The organism is Thauera sp. (genome assembly GCF_047601425.1).
Taxonomy (GTDB): Bacteria; Pseudomonadota; Gammaproteobacteria; order Burkholderiales; family Rhodocyclaceae; genus Thauera.
In genome coordinates this window covers 391,894-412,284 of the sequence record NZ_JASGJL010000001.1, presented here as the reverse complement: position 1 = coordinate 412,284, position 20,391 = coordinate 391,894, and the positions used below count along the sequence as shown (strand labels likewise).

The following is a 20,391-nucleotide window of genomic DNA, read 5'->3' as shown; positions in this document are numbered from 1 at the left end:
CCATGCCAAACTGCCCGGTCTGCCGCTCCGACGACAAGGAAGGACTCCACCGCCAACTCTTTGTCTTTCCCGAGTTGGCCGCACCGACACATTACGACGTGGCCCACTGCCGATCGTGCGGATTCGTCTTCGCCGAAAACCTGCCAGCACAAATCCAGCACGAGTATTACAGCGAAGCGGTACACCACCTGCATACCGCGCTGCCGGACGGACTGGCTGCGATTCATGCCCGTTTCTTCGAGTTCATCGCCGCACACCTGCCATCGATTCACGACGAAGGCGTCTCGGTACTCGACGTCGGCAGTGCGATGGGACACTTTCTCGCCCGCTTCAAAGCTGCCGGCATCCGGCAGATCACCGGTCTGGATCCGAACCCGCAGGCCCGCACACTGGCTCGCCAACACTACGGCATCGACGTACGCACCGGCACCATCGATCACTTCACGCATGAGCGCCCATTCGGCCTGATCACCCTGTGCGGCGTACTGGAGCATATCGACGACCTGCATCGCGGCCTCACGCGAATCGGCGCGCTGCTCGATACTGGCGGGCATGTATTCATTGCCGTGCCGGATGCAGGCTCCTTCGGACTCCAGACGCCTGCGGAGCCGTTTCTGGAATTCGCCGCCGAACACATCAGGTTCTTCACCCGCAACACGCTCGAAAACCTGTTCGCGCAGCATGGATTCGAAATGCTCGCGTGCCAGTCCCAGCGCAATACGTTCTACGGCAACAGCTATCTGCTCGCACTCTTCGGACGAACAGGCGCAGCAACAGCCCGGAGCAGCGCGTATGACCCTGCCGGCCGGGCCAGTATCCTGAGGTACATCGACAGCTCGACTGCCGCTCTCGCACGCACCGCTTCGCTGATTGCGGAACTCGCCGCCGGGCAGCAGCCGCTCGTGGTCTGGGGGGCCGGCTCTCTGAGCGCCCGTCTGTGTGCAACCACGGCCTTGATGAAAACGAATTTGCTGGCTTTCATCGATCGCAATCCTCAACTGCAAGGAAAACGCCTGCTCGGCGTCCCGATACAACCCCCTTCCCATCTTTCGTCGATCACGGGGTGCAGCGTTCTGATCGCGAGCACGACATATGCGGATGAAATCGAGAACTTTCTTCTGAGCGAAATGCGCTGGCCTGGGCGAATCCTCAAAATCATCTAGGAATACGAAAAATTCCGGCGCAGGCCCTTAGGCCCCAGCTACAACCATCCAGAACCAGCGAGAAAGCCGATGCATGCACTCACGACCTTCATGAAAATAGCGTACTCGACGGCCTTCCACGCCGACGGGACAGCCCACTACTACAACGATACGGAATTCTTCAAGGAATACTACTCGCTGGTTCTCGGCAAAAACAGCGACGTCGTCAACCTGGGATTCAACATCGGCATGCAAGCCGAAATCATTCTCCCCCTGACCAGCGGAAGGATATTCGGCTTCGAAGCATCGAGAAAAATATTCGAATTCTCGCAGGAAAAATTCAAGGACGAGAAAAGGGTAAAGCTTTTCAACAATGCCATCTCCAACACCACCGGCCCGGCAAGGTTTCTCGACACCGATCTGTGGGGCGCTGGCAGTCTCGAATACACGGCAGGCATGACCCATTGCCAGGTCGGAGAAAATTTTTCGGAAACAACGGTCAACGCCTGCACACTGGACGATGCGCTCAGGGATGAAAGCAATATCGGCCTGATCAAACTCGACATCGAGGGCGCAGAGCTGCTGGCACTTGAAGGTGCGGCCAGGACGATAGCCAGGAACCGTCCGTTCATGGTGATGGAATATTGCCACAACGCATTGAGCTTTGACTTCAGAGGCGAAAAGATCCGCTCGACGACACTTTTCGACTACGCAAGGGAAATCGGATACAAGGTATACAACATATACGGCATCTGCCTTGACAACATCGAAGTGTGGAACACATCCATTCTGAAGGACACCGCCGATGTATATCTGATACCGGACGAGCGGCATGAGCAATGGAGCACGGCCCTCCTTCCGGCATACCAGTACAGGATTTACGGGAAAATGCTCGATCTCATGGAGTGGCTCCACCCCGGATCGGAGCATCCCGGACTCATCTCCCTCCCCCAGAAAATATACGGCGTCATCAACACGAGTTCCAGGAAGGAAAGCCTGGCATACCTGTCCACGGCGCGCGAAAGAATCCGCTCGGCATCGATCGACAGGGCAGCTATTTTCAACTACAGCCAGCTCAGCCATAGGGCAAAAATACTCCTGATCCTGATACATGACGGAAAAATAGAGGAAGCCTATGAACTCGGCGCGATCATCGACATCACTCCGGATCTGCTGGCTCCCTTTGAAAAGATCGCTCATGAACGATAAAAAAACCCTCTCCATCTGCATTCCGACTCTCAATCGCGCGAACCTTCTTCGGACATCCCTGAAGATAATCGAAAAGGAATGCCTGCCCTATCTCGATCAGATCGAGATCGTCGTCGCGGACAACGCGTCCACGGACGGCACCGAGGACATCGTCCTGGAAAGCGGACTACCGATAAAATACGGGAAGCAAGGCAGGACCGTCGGCTTTGCCAAGAATCTTGCATATGCCACATCCACTCTCGCATCCGGAGAATACGTCTGGATCGTTGGAGATGACGACTCGCTACTGCCGGGCAGTGTCGGGCGTATTCTCGCGTCGATTGCCCGGGCGCCTGGCATCGACTATCACTACCTGAACTTCGGCTGGATAGACGTGAAATGGCGCGAGCGCCTTTTCCATCATGATCAGTTTGAGATACCGGATTCAATCTTCAGGAACCTGCAATGCAATCTGAGGGAGTACCGGCAGCTTGCCAGGCTTGAAGACCTGGCCTGGCTGCCGGGCAAGAACCCTTCAGCCTTGTTCAGCGGCATTTTCTGTTTCGTGACTCGCAGGGTTTTCTTCGAAGATGCCCGCAAGTGGCTGAACCCGAGCGACTCGCTGGATGGATCGTCCATTCTGCTGGACGACTGCTTTCCACACGCCTTGGCAACCATTCCTCGCGTCTGCGGAAAACCCGTTGCCTACGTAGGCGAGCCATGTGTGCTGCAAGGAATAAATGGCTGGGAGTGGGGAGACTACGCTGTGAAGAACATGATTTTCGGGACACACCAGCTATTCACGTGGATGGAAGAGAACGGCTTCGCGCCCGACGCGATGTCCGAACTATGGAAAAGCTATCGCAAAATGGCCGGCATGCTCTTTGCCCGAATGCTTCACAAGCCCGAAAAAAACAAGGGCATGGATATCGTGCTGGAAGAATCCATTCCGTCATCCGCCAAAAAAGAAGATTTCTGGCTTTCGTTCAACGCCGAATCCAGGTTCATGTACGAGATCGAACATGACGCGAGCAACATCCTCAAATGGACGGCTCAAACCCTGCAGAACAATCCGCTCGCCAGGATCGGGTTATGGGGGGCAACCGGAAGGGGAACGCTGTTTATGGACAACTTCCCTCGTCTGGATAGACTTTGCTGGATCGGCGACCGGGAGACGACGTTCCACGGCACCCGAGTAGAAGGCACCGAACTGACGGTGCTCGCGCCATCTTCGATCGAACATGCCGACCTGGATGCGCTGGTCATCTGCACCCGTCGCGAACACATCGAGGAAGTCGTCGCCGCAGCATCCTCACATCTGAAGCCCGGCACGACTCTCATCAGCGCAGACGGCATCACTCTGTCACGGTAGCACTACCCGGAATCGTCAAACCGTACCGGCTCAGACCAATCCTTCGGCACACGCCCCCCAATACATCGAGATTCTTATCGGCCACCATGCCTGCACCCAGCGATCGCTCCATAAGTGTTTTTTTCCACTCGCAGCACAATCCGTACTACATCTATGCGCCTGACTACCATCAGGGGTCTGCCGGGGTACGCGCATTGCATCAGCTATGCCACGCGCTGAACGAACTGGGTTGCGAGGCATACATTGCGCCTGGCCAGAAAACACTGCCGAAGCTCAGGGCTCCAACCCTGCAGCCCGAGAACATCAAAAACCACTTCCTGGCGGGAAAGACGCCGATCGCAATATATCCGGAAACCGTCACAGCCAATATTTTCGGCATCCCGCATGTCGCATACTGGCTGCTCAACCGCCCGGGGCGCCTCACCCCGAAGCGCTCGTACGAAAATGAGATCCTGTTCCATTTTTCGGAATGGGTATTGTCTCCGGGAATGCAATCTGAATTGCTGACACTCCCTTTGCTTGACGTCTCCGTTTTCAACAATCACGACAATCCGCACGACGAAAATCGCAGCGTACCTTGCTACTACGCCCACAAGTACCTATCGGCAGGCCATGAAGTGCCGCAGGACATGAAGGATCGCGCAATCAGTCTTTGCCAGGACATTCCACGCCCACCGGCGGAGCTGGCGGAAATTCTCAGAAAATCTTCTGTACTGTATTGCTACGAAGAAACCGCCTTGATGTCCGAGGCCATTCTGTGCGGTTGTCCGGTCGTACTGGTTTCATCGCCTTTCCTGAAAAAAGAGGACTGGCTGGATCGGTGGCTTCCCGCAGGAGCAGGCTGGGAAGACGAGCCTGAGGTGCTGAACCGGCTCCGCCAGGAAACACAGGGCTTCAGGGAACTTTACGAAACCACTCACAGGCATTGCTGGGTCACGGTCGAGAACTTCATCGCTGCAACCCATGACAGGTTCACGCTTTCCGGACAAGGACGGAGCAAAGGAGGAACACGCGCGGAAACAGAGAATTTCTGGAACATGTCACCAGAAAACCGAGCATCGCACCTGAGCGATTTTCTGGAATCCGTCTCTCGCCTCAGTATCTTTTCTTACTTTGATCACTCATCGCCCGTTCAACAGCTGGCGAATTGGCTTGACCGGACTGCCGCCGCAGCAAGTCCTCTCATCGAGCCCACCTCTCCAGCGGCCGCACCCGTTACGGCTTCCAATGCCTCGCCGCAGCTTTCCTTTTCGGACGAAGCCCGGATTCTGGAACAGCTCGATGCGCACATGAAAGCCGGCCAAAGCGGTCAGGCCACGACGCTACTGATGCGACTCGCCGCTCACGGCACACTGCGCTGGGAAGTGTACGAAACGCTGGGCCAGATCCATGCCGAACAGCACCGTCTCGACGAAGCCGCAGATGTATTGCTAAAAGGCGCCGCGCTGGAATTTTCTTCCACCCACTGCCTGCGCAAGCTCGCTGCCGTATACGCGATGCAAGGCGAGTCATGGCGCACCCTGGCGGCCTGCACGAACATCCTCAAGCGCGAACCCGACGACACCGAACTGCATCTGTTCGTGCGCGACGTGTTGCTGTCCACCTCGCCGCGCTTCGACGACATTTCCTGGCTGGCGCCCGAGTGGACCGGGGCGGTCGATGCATTGAACAGTTATCGGGCCCAGGCCCACACCGCCCGCGTGCTGCTCGACAAATTGCAGGACAAGGCCCGCGCAGTGCGGGAGCAATATCATCCCCTCACCGGCTCACGGCCATCCGTTTCCGACGAAGACGATACGCCGCCCACGCAGGAAGCCTTACTGTCTGAAAAACCGGCCCCGCCTCCCACATGACCACAGCCAACGACCCCTACCAGGACTGGATCGCCACCCACCGCTTCCACGGCAGCGACGCCAGGGCCTATGAACAGCGCATCCCCGCCTGGCCCGCGCCGCCGCACTTCCACCTCGTGGTGCTCGACGAAGACGGCAATGCGCAGGCACTGGCCCGCAGCCTGCAATCGCTTGCGGGGCAGTATTACTCCGGCCTGCTCGTCAGTGTCGCCAGCCCCCAGCCCGCCCCCGCCGGCTTGAACAGCAGCCGGCTGGCCTGGCTGCCGGGAGGAGCAGTGTGGAATGCGCTGGATCAGGCGCTGAGCGACACGCCCGCCGGCCACTGGGTCGGCGTCGTTCGCGCGGGCGACCTGCTGGCGCCGCACGCTTTGCTGGTGCTGGCCGAATACCTGCACTCGAACCCGCAATTGCATGCCGTCTACACCGACGAGGACATCGTCGAAGCGGGCGGCCGCCGCCACTCGCCCCGCTTCAAGCCGGATTTCGACCTGGAATGGCTGCGCGGCAGCGCCTACATCGGCAGCCTGCTGCTGGCGCGGCAGAGCATCTGGCAAGCCGCGGGCGGCTGGCGGCACATCGGCGGCGGGCAGGATGAATTCGATCTCGCCCTGCGGCTGGCGGAGCATCTCCCCGCGGACGCTTTCGGCCATCTGCCGGACGTGCTGTACCACCGCAGCGCAAGCCATCCGGCGCTTCGCCCCTTGCCCGACGGCGCTTATCCGCAACTGCCTTGCCTGCAAGGGCATCTGGCCCGTTACGCACCGGAGACGCAAGCGCATCCCGGCCTGGTCGCCGGCACCGCGCGCATTCTCCATCCGCTGCGCGCAACGCCGCGCGTTTCCATCCTGATTGCTATCGACGGCAGGCTGGCGCAGTTGCAGGCCTGCGTCGAAAGCCTGTTCGAACAGGCCGGTTATCCCGATTTCGAAATCATCCTGATCGGCCACCAGGCCCTCGCAGCGGAAACCGCGGCCTATCTGCAAGCCCTGCAGCAGCTGGGCGATCCGCGGCTCGTCGTGCTCGGCGACGGCCCGGCGTCCTCGACTTCGGCCCGCCTCGGCTTCGGTGCCCAGTCCGCCAGCGGCAGCCTGCTGCTGGTGCTGGCTCCGAGCACCGTGGCGCTGCACCAGGATTGGCTCGGCGAAATGGTCGCCTTGCTGCAGCAGCCGGACGTCGCGGCCGTCGGCGCCCGCCTCCTGGGCAGTGACGGCCGCCTGCGGCATGGCGGCTATCTGCTGGGGCTCGAGGGCGCAGCAGCCACGCCGTTCGCCGGCCAGCCGGCCGACGAGGCGGACGTGCTGGCGCGCAACCAGGTCATCCATCGCGTTGCCGCCGTCAGCAGCGCCTGTCTGCTGACGGCACGCGATGCCTGGACGTCCGTCGGCGGCTTCGATCACGCACACTTCCCGAGCGCCTGGGCCGACGTGGATTTCTGCCTGCGGCTCGGCGCCGGCGGCAAGCACATCCTGTGGACGCCTTTCGCCACCCTGCTGGACACGGGCGCCGGCGATGCGCCTGCCGACAACGATGCAGCCGCCGCGTTGCGCCGGCGCTGGCTGCCGCGGCTGGCGCGCGACCCGGCCGCCAACCCCAACCTGAGCCTCGGCGGCACCTCCCTCCAGCCTGAGCCCGAAGCGGTGCTGTCCTGGAACCCGACGCCGTGGAACCCCGTGCCGCGCATCCTGGTGCATCCGATCAACCGCAGCGGCAGCGGCGAATACCGGATGCTGATCCCGGCGCGCGCACTGCACGACGCCGGCCTCGGCCGCAACTATGCCAGCCAGCGTTTTCTCGATCCGGTCGAAGCCGCCAAGGCCGAGCTGGCCACCATCGTCGTGCAGCACCCCACCAGCGAACGCCACCTGCGTGCGCTCGAGGTTTACCGGACAGCCAGCCAAGCGCTGCGTATCGTCGAAGTGGACGATCTGGTGACCGAGGTTTCTCCCGAGAACCCCGCTGCGCGGCATTTCGGCGCCGACGCACTGTCGGCTTTCGACGCCTCGCTGCGCTGCTGCGACCGCCTGGTGGTACCCACCGCGCAACTGGCCGAGGCCTACGGCCCCCTGGCGCCGGAAGTGAGGATCGCGCCGAACTACCTGCCCGCCGATGTCTGGGGACAGATCGCCCCGCCGCGCAAAAATCGCGGGAAGCCGCGTGTCGGCTGGTCGGGCAGCGACTCCCACCTGGGCGACCTGCGCCTGCTGGCCCAGATCGTTCCGGCGCTGGCGAAGGAGGTCGAACTGGGTATTCTTCGGCGTCGTCAGGCCGGAGCTGCGCCCATACATCAGGCACCTCTACCCTCCAGTGCCGTTCGACGCCTATCCCGCCCGGCTGGCCGAAATGGATCTGGACATCGCCCTCGCTCCGCTCGACGCCAACGCCTTCAACGAAGCCAAAAGTCCGCTCAAGCTGCTGGAGTACGGCACGCTTGGCTATGCCGTGGTGTGCTCGAACGTTGGCCCTTACCGGCAGGCCGGCTTCCCGATCACACGCGTTGGCGGCACCGCCCAGGCCTGGATCGCCGCCATCCGCGAACGCATCCATGACCTGGACGCCACCCGCGCCGAGGGCCAGGCCCTGCGGGAGCATGTCCTCCAGCACTGGATGCTGGAAGACCACCTGGAAGAATGGCTCGCCGCCTGGACACGCTGAAGCAGCGGGCTGGCCCGCCGCTTCCCGTCCGCGCAGCTGCCTGTCAGGCCTCCATCGGCCGGACGCCCGTCAGCCCGGCACCCGGCCGCCCGGCGCATCGATATGCGCCGGCGGCAGCCCCTGCCGGTAGCGCGCCCACGCGAGTTCCAGCCCGTCGCCGAGATGGCGCGCAAAAGCCTGTGCATCGAACAAGGGCACCTGTTCGCGGGTTGCGCGCAGCTGCTCGCGCAAGGCGGCGCGGCACGCGCCATCCCTGACCAGCTCCAGCACCAGCGCCTCGTAGCTGGCGGCATCCGCCGCCGCCAGTTGCGGCAGGCCAGCCGCACTGACGATGCTGGCCGACACCCGCGACACGAAGCTGTCGCCGCACAGCGCCAGCTGCGGCACGCCGGCCCACAAGGCATCGCTGGCAGTGGTGTGCGCGTTCACCGGAAAGGCGTCCAGCGCCAGATCGGCCTGCCCCAGCCGCCCCAGGTGTTCCGCCGCCGGCACGCGCGGCGCCCATACCAGCCGGGCGGGATCGATGCCGGCAGCCTGCGCTTCGCGGATCAAAGCCGCCTTGCCGCCATCCGGCCCGTCCAGCAGCCACAGCACGGCCCGCGGGCACTGCGCCAGCACGCGCAGCCATAGCGCAAAGCTGTCGCGGGTGATCTTGTAATACTGGTGGAAGGCCGCCAGCACCACTGCATCCGCCGGCAGGCCGAGCGCGGCGCGGGCGGGCGTGGCGCCGATCTCGCGCCCGCGGTCGTTTGGCTGGTAGCAAGCCGGCAGGCGCAGCACCCGTTCGCTGTAGCCGGCTTCGGCGCCGGGCGGAATCACCACCGCGTCGGCAATGATGTAGTCCAGCCAGGGCGCTCCCATGGTTCCGGGAAAGCCCAGCCACTGCATCTGCACCGGCGCCGGCCGATGGGCGAGGATGCCGGCGCGGTAGCCTTGCGTCCAGCCCTTGAGGTCGATGGCGATGTCCACGCCGTCGGCGCGCATCCGCCGTGCCGCTTCGAGGTCCGACATCGCCGCGACCTGCACCCATTCGGCAATCGCCGCCCGCAGGCGCTGCCGGTAGACGTCGCCCTCGCGCCCGGGCGGACTGTAATCGTAGGCGATCAACTGGAAGCGCGCGGGATCCAGCGCCTCCAGCACACCGGTCATCAGGTGGGCGGTCGCATGGTCGCGGAAATCCGCCGACAGCAGGCCGATGCGCAGCGCATCGCCACGCCTGCCGGCCACCGCACGCTCCGGCAACGGCGCGTGTGCGTCGAACTGAGCGGCGAAATTGCACGCCACCTGCAACTGCATTGCGGCCGTGCTGCCCGGAGTCGTCAGCCAGACGAATGGCGACAGGCAATGGCCGCTGGCGGTGGACAGGCTGCCATCAGCCAGCTGGCGCACCAGCTCTGCCTCCATCAAATCCGCGCCCTCCCAATCCACCGCCAGGCGGCAGGCATGGGCGCCCTGCAGCAGCCAGGCAGGACGCGGCGAGCGTGACACGGCCTCGACGAATGCGGCCCGAGCCTCCTCGTGCTCGCCGATATCCACGCACACGCAACCCAGGTTGTACCAGGCGTCCGCGCATTCGCCGTCATTGGCCAATGCCTGACGAAAGCACTGCTTCGCCTCCGGCCAGGCGCCGGCAGCACGCAAGGCCGCTCCCAGGTTGCTGAACGCCAGCGCCCATTCCGGCGCCAGCGCCGCCGCGCGCTGGCCGGCCTCGATGGCCTCGGCCAGCCGCGTCTGGCCTTGCAGCAGCACGCACAGGTTCGACCAGATCGGCGCATCTTCCGGCGCCAGCTCGAGCGCGGCGCGCAGCAGGCGCTCGGCTTCGGCCTTGTCGCCAGTCGGATCGTCGATCAGCAGGGCACCCAGCATCGCCAGCGCGCCCACGTCCTGCGGCAGATGCTTCAGGTTGAGCCGGCAGAAAGCCTGCCTCAGCTCGGCATCGCCCACTTCGACCAGCAGTTCGCGGCACAGCCTGGCCAGTTCGGCATCCTGCGGCGCGCGCTCATAAGCCAGCCAGAACTGCTCCAGCGCTTCGACACGCCCGCCCTGCTCCAGCAGCGCGCAAGCCAGGTTGTAGCGCGGCGTCGCCGCGTCCGGCAGCAGGTTCCACCGCCTGGCGGTGGGCGGCAATCGCTTCCGCCTGTTCGCCCGCTGCGCTCAGGGCGTTGCCGAGATTGCTCCAGGTCTGCCCGTCCCGTGGCAGCAGCGCTGCTGCAAGACGCAGCACCCGCGCGGCTTCGCCATGCTCACCCAGCAGATGCAGGGCGCTGCCGAGCAGCTTGTGCGCGGGCCCGAAACCCTCGTGGCGCAGGCACAGGCCGCGCGCCAGCTCCGCCGCCTGCGCATGCCGGCCGGCGGCGAAGTGCGCCGCGGCTTCGCTCAAGATTCGCTGGTCGGATGCCGAAAGGGAACTGTGTGCTGTCATGGCAAGGCGATGCCCGCGCTTGAAAAGTGCCGCATCTTACCCCGCCCCGCACAGCCCCTGCGCGGCCTGTCCCGGCGGCAATCGACCCGCGGCAAGGATTGCCGCCCCCAGGCAAGAAATCCCTAAAGTCCGGCAACTTGCCGCCGTTAATGGGACCAAGAGCACAGGAAAACGGTTTATCGGACTGGCTCCTGGAACTGCCCGGCCTTCAAAGCAGTACCGCCGGATTCTTTTTGATACTTCTCTGACGGAGAACAATCATGTCGCAAGTCATCAACACCAACGTTCAGTCGCTGAATGCCCAACGTCACCTGAACGGTTCCGGCGGCTCGCTGGCCACCTCGCTGCAACGCCTCTCCTCCGGCCTGCGCATCAACAGCGCCAAGGACGACGCCGCCGGCCTCGCCATCTCCGAACGCTTCACCGCCCAGATCCGCGGCCTCGACCAGGCCCGCCGCAATGCCAACGACGGCATCTCGCTCGCCCAGACCGCCGAAAGCGCGCTCGAATCCGCCGGCGAAGTGCTGCAACGCATCCGCCAGCTCGCCGTGCAGTCGTCCAACGCCACCAACTCCGCTTCCGACCGTAAGGCGCTCAACGCCGAAGTCAATGAGCTGACGGCCGAACTCGACCGCATCGCCAAGACCACCGAATTCAACGGCCAGAAGCTGCTCGACGGCTCCTTCACTTCCGCCGTGTTCCAGGTCGGCGCCAACGCGGGCCAGAGCATCACCGCCACCTCGGCCAACTTCAGCACCACCCAGTACGGCAACTACCGCGTCGGCTCCAAGGTTGCTACTGACGCCGGCGCCAAGGGCGACCTGACCGCGGGCAGCACGGCCAATGCAGTTGCCTCGAGCGCCACCCTGACCAACGCCCGCAACACCGCCGCAGAAACGATCACCATCAACGGTGCGACGGGCGCTGCTACCGTCACCATCGCCGCAGGCGCCTCGGCCAAGAAGGCCGTCGAGCAGATCAATGCCGAAACCGGCAAGACCGGCGTCAAGGCTTCAGCCAAGACCGAAATCGACGTCACCGCGATGACGGCCAACACCTCGTACAAGTTCGACGTGAAGTCGGACAACGCCACCGCCGTGACCGTGTCCTTCACGGTCGGCAGCGCCATCGACCAGAACGGCCTGGCCTCTGCGGTCAATGCCTTCAATGACGTGTCGGCGAAGACCGGCGTGACGGCCCGCATCAATGACGGTGGCGATGGCATCACCCTGCTCAATGCCAACGGCGAGAACATCACCATCGCCAACGCGGCGAGTGGCTCGGCCGCAGCGACCGTCGGCGGCACGGCCACTGCCATGGGCGCCACCGCCGTCGCTACCGGCCAGCTGGCGCTGGACTCCGAGCGCTCCTTCAGCATCGCCGCCCAGAGCACCACAGCATTCTTCAACTCCAACAATGCATCGGGGCAGTTGCAAAAAGTGGCCGACCTGGATGTCAGCTCGGTGGACTCGGCACAACGCAGTCTGGCACTGGTTGACTCTGCCCTGGCGGCGGTCAATAGCCAGCGTGCCAAGTACGGCGCCCTGCAGTCGCGCTTCGAGACCACGATCGCCAACCTGCAGACCACTTCGGAAAACATGTCGGCCTCCCGCAGCCGCATCCGCGACACCGACTTCGCTTCCGAAACGGCCAACCTGACCCGCTCGCAGATCCTGCAGCAAGCCGGTACCGCGATGCTGTCGCAGGCCAACGCCCTGCCCAACAACGTGCTGTCGCTGCTGCGCTGATACTCGCGGCCTGACGATGTAGCTCATCCGGCGCGGGGCTCGCAAGAGTCTCGCGCCGTTCGCCCATCAAGGAGGTGAATCGTGAACATCGAATCGATCGGCAACACCATCCCGCAAACGGCACGCATCCTGTCGCAAGCCACCCAGACTGCACCGCAGGCTGCAGCTCCGAGCCCCGAGGCGGTGGCCGTCGGTGCCCCGCCCGTCACCACGGCAGCCGTGCAGCAGCCCAGCGCACAGCAGATCACCCAGGCCGTGGATGAAATGCGTGCCGCCATCGCACCTGTGGCACAGAATTTGCAATTCTCCATCGACCAGGATATCGGCCGTACCATCGTCAAGGTTGTGGATGCTTCCACCGACGAGGTCATCCGCCAGATCCCATCCGAGGAAATCGTTGCCATCGCCAAGGCGATGGACAAGCTGCAGGGTTTGCTGATCAAGCAGGAAGCCTGAGCGCCACAGAAGGAGAACACATCATGGCCGCGATCACGTCCGGAGGCTCTGTCCTCGACATCACCTCCATCGTCAGCCAGCTCATCACTGCCGAACGCAGGACGACCCAGCAGCCGCTGGTCACCAAGGAAGCCGCGCAGACCGCCAAGCTCTCCGCGTTCGGCCAGATCAAGGGTGCGCTGAGCGGCCTGCAGACGGCGGCCGAGGCGCTGGGCAAGAACGACGTGTTCGGCGGCGTCAAGGCCACGGTCAGCGGCAAGGGCTTCGGCGCCAGCGCCGCGGCGGGTTCGGCAACCGGCAGCCATTCGATCGAGGTGTTCCAGCTCGCCAAGGAACAGCGCATCTCGACCGACGCCACCACCAGCTTCGTACCAGGTGCCGGCCGCCTGAGCATCCAGTTCGGCACGGTCAACGAAAGCGGCAGTTTCGAAGCCGACGCCGAGCGCATGTCCTCGTTCGAATTCGAAGGCGGCACGCTCGCCGAGCTGCGCGATGCCATCAACAAGGACGCCTCGCTCGGCCTCAAGGCCAGCATCGTCAACAACGGCAAGGTCGACCAGCTGGTGCTGACCGGCGCAGCCCCCAACGGCCCGGCCACCGGTGCCGACATGGCCTTCAAGCTCACCGGCACCGACGGCCTGGAAGGCCTGAGCTACGACCCGAGCACCGGCGCCAGCGGCAGCGCGATGCACTCCGTGCAGGCTGCGCAGGACGCCAGGCTGAAGGTCGACGGCATCGAGATTTCACGCGGCAGGAACACCATCGAAGGCGTGCTGGAAGGCGTCACCCTGACCCTCAACGACGAGCCTGAAGAAGGCGTGGCCAGCCTGAAAGGCACGCTGACGGTCGCCACCGACAACGAGCCGGCGCGCAAGGCGGTCGATGGCTTCATCAAGGCCTACAACGAAGTCGTCGACATCCTCAAGTCGGTGACGGCCTACGACAGCGCCACCCGCCAAGGCTCGACGCTGACGGGCGACTCCACCGTGCGCAACATCCAGAGCACGCTGCGCAACGCGCTCAACGAGGCGCTCGGCGGGCTGGGCGGCGTCCATTCTCTTGCCGAGCTCGGCATCGCCGGCGGCGCCAAGATGGACAAGGAGAGCGGTCTGGTGAAGGCCGACGGCAAGCTGGAGCTGGACAGCGCCAAGTTCACCGCCGCGCTGGAGAATGCGGACAAGGATCTGCTCGCCTTCTTCAGCGGCTCCGGCACCACCAAGGGCTTTGCCGCCACCTTCAGCGAGCGCCTCGGCGGCCTGCTGGACGACAACGGCCTGATCGCCAACCGCACCAAGGGCATCGACGACAACATCAAGTCCTTGAAGGATCAGTTCGACCGCATCGACCAGCGCATCACCAGCATGGAAGAGCGCTACCGCATTGAATTCTCGCGGCTCGACACCCTGCTCGCCGGCATGTCGCAGACCAGCAGCTACCTGAGCCAGCAGCTCGCCAACCTGCCGAAGATCGGGTAAGGAGACTGGGCACCATGTTCGGCACTTCCTACGCCAACCGCGCATCCGCCTACGCCCGCGTCGGTACCGAAACCAGCGTCGATGCGGCCAGCCCGCACAAACTCATCCTGATGCTGTACGACGGCGCCCTGCTGGCGCTGGGCACCGCGCTGGTCGCCGTCCGCAACAAGGACATCCCGACCAAGGGCCAGTCCATTTCCAAGGCCATCAACATCATCGACAACGGTCTCAAGGTCAGCCTCGACATGAACGCCGGCGGCGATCTGGCCGGACGGCTCAACGCGCTGTACGAATACATGAGCGAGCGCCTGCTGTATGCCAACCTGCACAGCAGCGAAGCAGCGCTGAACGAAGTCATCAATCTGCTCTCCAGCCTGCGCGAAGCCTGGGCAGGCATCGCCGAACAGGCCGCGGCCTGAACCGGAGCAACGACATGCTGAGCCCGGAAACCTGCCGGCAGATGCTGGCGCTGTACGAAGCCATGGCCGAGGCGGCAGTGCGCAACGACTGGGGCCGTCTCGCCGAGCTGGAAGCAAGCAGTTCCGACCTGCGCAAGGCTGCCGCGGCCACCGCTGCCAACACCGCCGCGCTGCCGGACCCGGCGCAGCGGGAAATGGCAGCGATGATCCAGCGCATGCTGGAACTCGACGCCCAGATCCGCACCCACGCCGAACCCAGCCTGGAAAGCACGCGCAAGCTGCTGTCGGGTACGATACGCAACCGTAACGTGCGCAACACCTACGGCAGCGTCTGACGCATCCGGCCGTGGGCGGGCGTGCCCAGGGCATGGAGGGAACCGCGATGATCCCTGCCGACCTCGCCGCGCGGCTGAGAACGCTCACCGAGGCCAGCTTCTTCAACACCAACCCGCCGGTTGCCGGGCTTCAGCGCGCACGCGACATCCAGGCGCTGCTGCCGGAACTGCAGCAAGGCCAGCGCTTTTTCGCCACGCTGTTGCGTACCCTGCCCGACGGCTCCTTCCGCGCCATCGTCGCCGGCAAGGAAATGACGCTGGCGCTGAACACCTCGGCCAAGCCCGGCGACACGCTCGAACTGGAAACCTCGCGCGTGACGCAACAGGCGGTGATCGCCCGCGTCGTCGGCAACGACGCCGCCGGCGCCAATGCCTCGGCCCAGCCCGCGCTGAGCCAGACCGGCCGGCTGATCAGCTTCCTGCTCACGGGCCAACCTTCGCCGCCCCCGGCAAATCTTGCCGGCAACCAGCCGCTGCTCAACGCCCCGCCCACCAGCGGCGCGCCGCTGGTGCCGCTGCTGCGCCAGGCATTGGGCCAGAGCGGCCTGTTCTACGAGTCGCACCAGGCCGAATGGGTGCTGGGCACACGCGACGGCACCAGCCTGATGCGCGAACCGCAGGCCCAGGCCGGCGCCCAGGCAGCAGGGGCACGCACCGCCAGCCCCGGCGGACCGCCCCCGCAGGCGGCCGCGGCACACAGCACGGCCACGTCCGGCGGACAAGCCGCGGACGGCAGTGAGCGCAGCAACACGGCCGTCCGCGCCCTCGCCGACGAGACCGCGCCGGCCCGCAACAGCACCCACGCGCCGGTTCCCGAACGCCTGATGCCCTTGGTCCACCAGCAACTGGAAGCGCTCGCCACCCACCAGTACGCATGGCAGGGCCAGGCCTGGCCAGGCCAGCAGATGGAATGGTTCATCGACGACCCCGAGCGGGACGACGGCGAGGACGGCACGGCGGCACAGGACTGGAACACCACGCTGCGACTGACTCTTCCGCGCCTGGGCAGCATCGATGCATACATGCAGCTGACGCCGGCCGGCGTCGCGCTGCGCCTGCGTTCGGACGACGACGCCAGCATCGCCGCGCTGGACGCCGGCGCCGCCAGGCTGGCCGAATCGCTCGAAGCCGCCGGCCTGAAGCTGACCGGCCTGGTGGTGGAGCGCCGCAATGACTGAGCCCAGGCCCCAGCGCAGCGAAGCCGTCGCCCTGGCCTATACCGCAGGCGAGACGGCGCCGCGCGTGGTCGCCAAGGGCAAGGGCGTGCTGGCGCGGGAGATTCTCGAGCGGGCCCGCGAAGCCGGCATCTACGTGCATGAATCGCCCGAACTCGTCAGCTTGCTGATGCAGGTCGATCTCGATACACGGATTCCGCCGCAGCTCTACATCGCCGTGGCCGAACTGCTGGCCTGGCTGTACAGCGTCGAGCAAGGCGGCGACACCGGCCCCGCACCGGTGGCTCACGACCTGCCCGAATCCCTGCGCCCCGCACCGGCGGATACGCCGGCCGACACGCCAGACCAGGCACGCCGGCCACGATGAGTCGTGCTATAAGCATCGGCACACGAACCCTCCCTCCATGGCATGACGATCGAACACGAGTTGACCCGCGTCGAGCTGCTGCAGGCCGACGACCCGTCGAAATACCTGCTGAAGGACAGGCGCGAAATCGCCGCCGTGCTCCACCGCCTCGTCGATGCGCGTGCGCTGTTGAGGGCACGCGCCATTCCGGGCGACGACTCCTTTCTGACCGCATTGCTGCAGGTCGACGACGAAAATTCGGCACTGGTGCTGGACGGCAGTCCCGACGAGGCCGTGAATGCCCGCCTCGGCCGGGCCGCTCAGCTCGATTGCGTCACCCAGCTCGACAAGGTCCGCATCCAGTTCATGCTCGAACAGCCCATGCTGCAGACCTGGGGCAGGGGCGCCGCCTTCCGCGCCGCCATGCCCGCCGAGCTGCTGCGGCTGCAGCGCAGGGAGTTCTACCGCCTGCAGGCGCCGGCCACCCATTCGCTGAGCTGCAGCGTGCCCCTGCCCGACGCCGGCGAGATGACGTGGCGCATCATCGACATCAGCGGCGGCGGCATTGCCATCGCCGTGCCGCCGAGCGATGCATCCTTCTCGCCGGGCGACGAATTCTCCGGCTGCAGGATCAAGCTTCCCGACAATCCGCCGATAAATGCACATCTGACGATACGAAACCTGTTCCGCCTGACCACCCGGAACGGCATCGGCATGCTGCGCGCAGGCTGCGAGTTCTCGCACATGCCGCCGGGGGCGGATGCAACCATACAACGCTACATCCTGAAGATCGACCGCCAGCGCAGCGCACGCCAGCGCGCCCTGGAATGATCCCTTCCGGCAGATACACAGGCCATGACTTCCGACGCCGACAACACGCCCGCTCCGATCGACATGGATCGCCGCGACACGATCGAACAGTACATCCTCAGCGGACACCGGCAGGTGCGCCAGCTGCTGCAGGAGCTGATCGAGCATCGCGCGCTGATCACCGGACACTTCGGCAATGGCCGCTCCTTCCTCACGGCAGCGCTCGAACTCTCGGACGACGAGGACACCCTGGTGCTGGACGCCAGCCCCGACGCTGACACCAACCGCCGCGTGCTGGATGCGCCCAAGCTCGTCTGCCTGACCCAGCTCGAACACATCCGCATCCAGTTCGCCCTGCACGATCTGCGCGAAAGCCGCGAAAAGAACGGCCGCAGCCTGTTCCACGCGTCCGTGCCGGACGAAATCCTGCGCCTGCAGCGCCGCGCCGCCTACCGCCTGAGCGTGCCGCTGAGCCATGCCGCCAGCGGCCAGATCAGCATCAGGGGGACTGCCGGCACTCCGGCCGTGCTGGCAGGACGCCTGCTCGACATCAGCGTCGGCGGCGTCGCGCTGCAGCTGCCGCCGGATGCCTCGCAGCTCGTCATCGGCGAGAGGCTGCAGGACTGCCGGCTTCAGCTGCCGAACCTCGATCCGATCATCGTCCAGTTGCGCGTCTGCTACCTCAACAAGCAGGAACAGCGCAGCGGTTCGCAGATGCTGCGCGTCGGCCTCGCCTTCGTCGACCTGCCGCGCAACATCGAAAACACCATCCAGCGCTACATCTTCAACACCGACCGCGAACGCGCCGCGCGCGAACGCGGCGGGTTGTGATCAGCGCCTCGCGCCATATCCTTTTTCCAGGCGCCACGCGGCCGCGCCCAGCAGCACGCCCAGCATCGCCGCGCCGACGGGCAGCGACACTGCGGCCTCCCAGCTGCCCCGGCTGGCGACCAGGGCCGCGATCAGCGGCGGCCCGAGCAGTTGCCCCAGATTGGAAATCTGCAGGCTCAGCCCCTGGAACGTGCCGATCTGGCGCGAAGTGCGGGCGATGACGGTCGAAGCCGACAGGACCGACGACGGAATCAGCCCGCCGACGAAGGACACCGCAACGCAGGCCAGGTAACGCACGCCATCCGGCAATCCCGGCGAAAAGGCGGCGTACATGAACAGGCCGCTCAGGCTGCTGCCCAGCACCAGCAGCTTGCCGCGCGCCACGCCGCGCCGCAGCAAGCTGCCGCCGATGACGTTGCCCGGAACATTGGCCAGCACCATGATGCAGGACAGCGCGGCGACCCAGTGCATGTCCAGCCCGCGCTGCTCGCGCAGGAAGGTCGGCAGCCACACGATCAGGGTGAAATGCTGCAGCGCCCAGGTCGCGAACAGCAGCCCCAGGGTCCATGCCAATGGCTGGCGCATGACTTCCCGTGCAACCGCCAACGCACTTTCCTCCCTGCTCTCGTCCGGCGCTTCGGCGAAGCGGTAGTGCCGCCGCTGCAGCCATGCCGACACCCCGCCCGCCAGCAGCAGGGCGATGGCGAAGCCCCATATCGCCCGCCAGCCGCCCAGCCCCTGCAGCAGGGGCGCGGCGATCATCACCAGGCCGATGCCGCCCGGCATATAGGTGCCCCACACGCCCAGCACGAAACGCCGATCCTCCAGCCGGCTCGCCGCCGACAGCAGGATGGGCGCCGACACCGCCACCGCCATGTAGCCGGCCCCCTCGATCGCCCGCGCGACCAGCAGCAGCGGAAAGCTCTCCGCCACCAGGCTGGCGGCGCCGCCCGCCAGGCTCAGGCCGATCCCCGCCAGACACAGCCGCAGCCCGCCGATGCGGTCGGCCGAGAAACCGAACACCACCGCGGCGCATACCGCGAACACGTTGATCGCCGACGACAGCCAGCCGGCCTGCACCAGGCTCAGGCCCATATCCTCGCGCAAGGCCGAAATCATGATCGACACCTTGCCGACGTTGGTGGCCACCGCGATACCGCACAACAGCGCCGCCGCAACCGCCAGCCAGTGCGTCACCGCCCGCTCCTGCTGCACACCTTCCTTCATCCACTCCCCCACATGCACGCCAGCGTGTCGGGCTTCAGCCCGCCGCTCATGAATCGATTCCTGACCAGGGACGAATTCTCTCCGTTCGGTGCGCCCGGAGCCACCCGAATCTGCCGGAAAGAGCATGAAGCGCAGACCTGCGCTGGACGGACAGGATCGATTGGCGGCATGCTTGCCCGCTTGCAGACCCACCACATCACGAGCGACGCACCGATGAGCCAGACCGACTACCTGTGGCCCCCCGCCCCCGTTCCCTCGCTGCCGGTGCGCGGCAGCAGCGCGCGCCTGCCGGTCCGGCGCATCTTCTGCGTCGGCCGCAACTACCAGGGCCACGCCATCGAGATGGGCACGCCGATCGACAAGGCGACGATGCGGCCGTTCTACTTCATCAAGGATGCCGGCAGCCTGGTCGAGACCAGCACCGCGAAGCCTGCGCGCGTGCCCTACCCGCCCGGCACCGGCAACTACCACCACGAGATGGAGCTGGTCGTCGCCATCGGCGCCGAAGGCTTCAAGGTTTCCACAGCCGACGCCGACCGGCTTGTCTATGGCTATGCCGCCGGCCTCGACATGACACGCCGCGACCTGCAGAAGCTCTGCCAGGGCCAGGGCCGCCCCTGGGACCTGGGCAAGAACTTCGAGCGCGGCGCGGTCTGCGGCGAGATCGTTCCGGCCGCCGGCCCCGGCGTGCTTGACAAGGGGTCGATCACGCTGCAGGTCAACGGCGAGACGCGCCAGTCGGGCGACCTGTCGATGCTGATCTGGAACATCCGCGAGCTGATCGCCGACCTGTCCTGCTTCTACCGCCTGCAGCCGGGCGATCTGATCTACACCGGCACGCCCGAAGGCGTCGGCGCGGTGCAGCCGGGCGACCGCCTCAGCGGCCACATCGAAGGCGTCGGCGGCATCGCGCTGGAAATCGGCGAACCGGAATGAGCAT

At 65.1% G+C, this 20,391-nt stretch carries 18 protein-coding genes; 15 read left to right on the top strand and 3 right to left on the bottom strand.

The genetic code is table 11. The annotated features are described in order from the left end of the window. The first annotated feature begins 2 nt into the window (after positions 1-2). The 5 genes from QM748_RS02040 (at position 3) to QM748_RS02020 (ending at position 8,101) form a co-directional block, all read left to right on the top strand. A complete protein-coding gene (locus tag QM748_RS02040; RefSeq protein WP_415245418.1) occupies positions 3-1,163 on the top strand; it encodes a methyltransferase domain-containing protein in 1,161 nt (386 codons plus the stop codon). A 69-nt stretch (positions 1,164-1,232) separates the two neighbouring features. Then, the gene (locus tag QM748_RS02035; RefSeq protein WP_415245417.1) at positions 1,233-2,351 is read left to right on the top strand and encodes an FkbM family methyltransferase; all 1,119 of its coding nucleotides are present in this window, start codon (positions 1,233-1,235) and stop codon (positions 2,349-2,351) included. Further along, a complete protein-coding gene (locus QM748_RS02030) occupies positions 2,341-3,702 on the top strand; it encodes a glycosyltransferase family 2 protein (protein WP_415245416.1) in 1,362 nt (453 codons plus the stop codon). The genes QM748_RS02035 and QM748_RS02030 overlap by 11 nt, the downstream gene beginning before the upstream one ends. 86 nt (positions 3,703-3,788) lie before the next feature. Beyond that, positions 3,789-5,555 carry a tetratricopeptide repeat protein gene (locus QM748_RS02025; RefSeq protein ID WP_415245415.1) on the top strand — a complete coding sequence of 589 codons (1,767 nt, stop codon included), beginning with the start codon at positions 3,789-3,791 and terminating at the stop codon, positions 5,553-5,555. Further along, on the top strand, positions 5,552-8,101 hold the full coding sequence (locus tag QM748_RS02020) for a glycosyltransferase (protein ID WP_415245414.1): 2,550 nt from the start codon (positions 5,552-5,554) through the stop codon (positions 8,099-8,101). Before QM748_RS02025 ends, QM748_RS02020 begins: the two co-directional genes overlap by 4 nt. Before the next feature lie 175 nt (positions 8,102-8,276). On the opposite strand, the gene QM748_RS02015 is transcribed toward QM748_RS02020, so the two are convergent. Together QM748_RS02015 and QM748_RS02010 are read right to left on the bottom strand one after the other, a co-directional pair. After that, positions 8,277-10,073 (bottom strand): tetratricopeptide repeat protein, encoded by a 1,797-nt coding sequence (locus QM748_RS02015; RefSeq protein ID WP_415247994.1) that lies wholly within the window; start codon positions 10,071-10,073, stop codon positions 8,277-8,279. Between the two features lie 133 nt (positions 10,074-10,206). Then, the gene (locus QM748_RS02010) at positions 10,207-10,587 is read right to left on the bottom strand and encodes a BTAD domain-containing putative transcriptional regulator (protein ID WP_415245413.1); all 381 of its coding nucleotides are present in this window, start codon (positions 10,585-10,587) and stop codon (positions 10,207-10,209) included. A gap of 302 nt (positions 10,588-10,889) precedes the next feature. On the opposite strand from QM748_RS02010, the gene QM748_RS02005 reads away from it, so the two are divergent. From QM748_RS02005 to QM748_RS01965, 9 genes are all read left to right on the top strand, one after another. After that, entirely contained in the window at positions 10,890-12,377 is a 1,488-nt protein-coding gene (locus QM748_RS02005; RefSeq protein ID WP_415245412.1) for a flagellin, read from the top strand. A gap of 81 nt (positions 12,378-12,458) precedes the next feature. Then, the gene (locus QM748_RS02000) at positions 12,459-12,833 is read left to right on the top strand and encodes a flagellar protein FlaG (protein ID WP_415245411.1); all 375 of its coding nucleotides are present in this window, start codon (positions 12,459-12,461) and stop codon (positions 12,831-12,833) included. Positions 12,834-12,856: 23 nt separating this feature from the next. Next, the gene (gene fliD / locus QM748_RS01995) at positions 12,857-14,308 is read left to right on the top strand and encodes a flagellar filament capping protein FliD (RefSeq protein WP_415245410.1); all 1,452 of its coding nucleotides are present in this window, start codon (positions 12,857-12,859) and stop codon (positions 14,306-14,308) included. A gap of 14 nt (positions 14,309-14,322) precedes the next feature. Next, entirely contained in the window at positions 14,323-14,727 is a 405-nt protein-coding gene (gene fliS, locus QM748_RS01990; protein ID WP_415245409.1) for a flagellar export chaperone FliS, read from the top strand. A 14-nt stretch (positions 14,728-14,741) separates the two neighbouring features. Further along, positions 14,742-15,062, top strand: coding sequence for a flagellar protein FliT (locus QM748_RS01985; RefSeq protein ID WP_415245408.1), 321 nt, complete (start codon positions 14,742-14,744; stop codon positions 15,060-15,062). Positions 15,063-15,109: 47 nt separating this feature from the next. Beyond that, a complete protein-coding gene (locus QM748_RS01980) occupies positions 15,110-16,240 on the top strand; it encodes a flagellar hook-length control protein FliK (protein WP_415245407.1) in 1,131 nt (376 codons plus the stop codon). Continuing rightward, positions 16,233-16,604, top strand: coding sequence for an EscU/YscU/HrcU family type III secretion system export apparatus switch protein (locus QM748_RS01975; RefSeq protein ID WP_415245406.1), 372 nt, complete (start codon positions 16,233-16,235; stop codon positions 16,602-16,604). The genes QM748_RS01980 and QM748_RS01975 overlap by 8 nt, the downstream gene beginning before the upstream one ends. A gap of 42 nt (positions 16,605-16,646) precedes the next feature. After that, positions 16,647-17,414, top strand: a complete 768-nt coding sequence (locus tag QM748_RS01970) for a flagellar brake protein (protein ID WP_415245405.1) — start codon at positions 16,647-16,649, stop codon at positions 17,412-17,414. 24 nt (positions 17,415-17,438) lie between these two features. After that, positions 17,439-18,224, top strand: coding sequence for a flagellar brake protein (locus tag QM748_RS01965; RefSeq protein WP_415245404.1), 786 nt, complete (start codon positions 17,439-17,441; stop codon positions 18,222-18,224). Here QM748_RS01965 and QM748_RS01960 read toward each other — a convergent pair whose 3' ends face one another. Next, entirely contained in the window at positions 18,225-19,451 is a 1,227-nt protein-coding gene (locus QM748_RS01960; protein ID WP_415245403.1) for a CynX/NimT family MFS transporter, read from the bottom strand. Positions 19,452-19,664: 213 nt separating this feature from the next. On the opposite strand from QM748_RS01960, the gene QM748_RS01955 reads away from it, so the two are divergent. Then, positions 19,665-20,387 carry a fumarylacetoacetate hydrolase family protein gene (locus QM748_RS01955; protein WP_415247993.1) on the top strand — a complete coding sequence of 241 codons (723 nt, stop codon included), beginning with the start codon at positions 19,665-19,667 and terminating at the stop codon, positions 20,385-20,387. The last annotated feature ends 4 nt before the right edge of the window (positions 20,388-20,391 follow it).